The organism is bacterium, assembly GCA_024226335.1.
Taxonomy (GTDB): domain Bacteria; phylum Myxococcota_A; class UBA9160; order SZUA-336; family SZUA-336; genus JAAELY01.
In genome coordinates this window covers 1-2,471 of sequence record JAAELY010000099.1, presented here as the reverse complement: position 1 = coordinate 2,471, position 2,471 = coordinate 1, and the positions used below count along the sequence as shown (strand labels likewise).

Annotated in this window: 3 protein-coding genes; all 3 read right to left on the bottom strand. The window is 61.1% G+C overall.

What is annotated here, in order from left to right:
• Positions 1-757 (bottom strand): RHS repeat protein (locus GY725_04350; protein MCP4003407.1); only part of this gene is annotated, 757 nt, incomplete at its 3' end.
• Positions 758-1,183: 426 nt separating this feature from the next.
• Entirely contained in the window at positions 1,184-1,426 is a 243-nt protein-coding gene (locus tag GY725_04345) for a hypothetical protein (protein MCP4003406.1), read from the bottom strand.
• Positions 1,427-1,709: 283 nt separating this feature from the next.
• A partial coding sequence (locus tag GY725_04340; protein ID MCP4003405.1) for a hypothetical protein occupies positions 1,710-2,471 on the bottom strand: 762 nt, incomplete at its 5' end.

The window sequence follows — 2,471 nt, the reverse complement described above, 5'->3', positions numbered from 1 at the left end:
GGCTGGGGCCGCGGTAGATCTCGTCTCTGACCGGGTAGACGTGGCCGGCCTCGTCGTACTCGTACTCCCGCAGCAGCTGGCCGCCTGAATCCCGCAGCGTCCAGCGCAGGTCGCCGCGGATCAGCTCCAGCGTGCTGATGCGCTCGTCGTCCGCGGTGTAGGCGAATACCCAGGTGTGGGGCGCGCCGTCGCGCTGGCGGCGGATCAGCCGGTTCAGCGCGTCGTACTCGAACGTCACCGCCGTTCCGGTCTGATCGACCATGCTCAGCAGATTGCCCGCCGTGTCGTAGACCGCGGGGCTCGAGAGACGGTTGGTCGCCGCGTCGACCGCGATGTTCTCGATCACGCCGTCGGTATTGACCAGCAACAGGTTGCCGAAACGGTCGTAGCCGAACAGCTGGCGGGTGACGACGTCCGAGAGATCGTCGGCCTCGGTCTCGGTCCCGGTCGCGCTCCAGGCTGAGTTGTCGCCCGATTCGAAGCCGTCGGCAAAGATCTGCTGGCCGGGGACGCTCGGCACGTAGAGCTCGGTGCCCACCAGGCGGCTGACGGAGTCGTAGAGGTACTGGTCGGTCTCGTCGCCCAGCACGGGGCCCATCTCGAGGATGTTACCCGCTCCGTCGTAGCGATAGCTGCCCGTCGTCCAGAGGGACTCGGTGCTGGCGGTCGCGGTGATCGAGGCGGGGCGGGACATCTTGTTCGGTTCTTCGCCGTAGGTGTCGGTGACGCCGTTGGCGCGCACTTTGCGCTCAGTCACAGAAGTCCCTAAAAGACCGCTCGTGATGACTGATCGCCTCACCGAGAGTTTCGGACGTCTCGCTTCTTTCGTCCGGATCCTGTTCCAACAGCAGTTCTCGGCACTGAGAATCGGATTCCTGAATGCGACCGGAGTCGTTCTGGCTTTGGATAGAATCGGCTGGACGCAATACCGCTCGCCCGGAACGACCCGGAAAGACCGGTAACGAAGAAACCTTTCATCAGGAAGACGAGGCCAGGCATCGATCGCAACATATCTCTTCATTGTGGCGGTCTGATCTCCTCGCCTTTCTCTGGGATCCAGCGATCTCCATTGACCCTCTTCTGGGTGTTCCGCCGGGTGTCTCTGAACTCGTCACCTGGCGCCCATTCTTGTCAAGAACGACAACCCGATCGCACTTGACCGTAACTCTCATTAACGAGTGAACTAACTGTGCTCCATGAACTCTCTCAGCGGCACGACCTTGAGGTGATACGCCGCGTTGAAATTCTCGACGCGGTCGGTCCAGTCTGCGAGTCTGCGTGCACCGGAGAACCGGAATAGGTCGGCCTGGGCCCTGAACAGAGCCATTCTGACTCGGACGATTTCTTCGTCGGTCGGCCGATCGGTCTCCGCGCCCAACACCAAGGCCCTTCGAAACGTCTCGAGGGCCTGGCGTGCGATTTTCACGGGTATCAGCTCGACCTGCCCTTTGCCAGAGAACCACCGAGCAAATAACCTCCGCAAACCCCTGAAACGCCGGCTGCGGGCGCCAAGATCGTCACAAACCTCAGCCCAGGACTCGAATGTCTTTGCCAGCTGTTCCGATCGATCCTCATCTGAAAGAAACTCTCGACAGCGTTCCCATCGATCCCAAAGTACGTGATCCAATGAACGCTCCAGGAGGCGCAGTGAGGCGACAGTTGCAGTCAACGTTGACGGTTGGATCATTCGCAGTCTCCCCGAAGGATTCCTAGAGGCCAAACCATGACGCTCTGCGAAAGACGGGATTCAAACCGGATATGTCCAGCGGCGTGTCGGTCGGAATGCGCCGTGTATTGCGGGGCCCTATATTTGGGTGAGGAACGGATCCTTCAGGCAGATCGAACTCCACAAATCTATCGCCCTTGTCCGCACCAAGCTCGCCCTTCGCCGTACTCGGTGGGCCGAACGGCTCCACTTCGACGTCCACTCCCAGGGGATCGCCTCGCGACGGGTCTATCGCCATATCTTCCTTAATACCCCGAGCTCCGTCCTTGGAAGTGAAGTGTCGAGCCCTGGCTGGCGGAGGCTCACTTGGTGTCGACCCTCCGAAGTCGAGACCAATTGCCAATAGGCTTCTGACAAGCGAGAAGAAACCGGCCGCATAGGCTCCGCCTCGAAGCTCCGATGCGCCTCCTTCAATGAGTGGATCCCCTGGCGCTGGTGCGTTGGCTGGATCCGGCGAGAGTAACGCTCCCCCGACAACCGCCGCGGCGAAGACCAGAGGCAAAGCAACCTCACCGTCGGGGTCGACAGCGTTGATTGGATTATTCTGTACGTAGGCGTAGCGGTTCCAGCTCTGCGGCAGATTCGGCTCGCCCCCGACCGGATCGGTGCTTAGAAAGCGTCCCCCAAACGGATCGCAGTACCGTGCGTGCATGTAATCCAGGTCATCCGACTCACCCCCGGCGAAGAAGTCCCGCTCGTGGCCGGTGAACTTCAGCGGGTGCCGGTCCTGGTTCGCCAGAGTGGC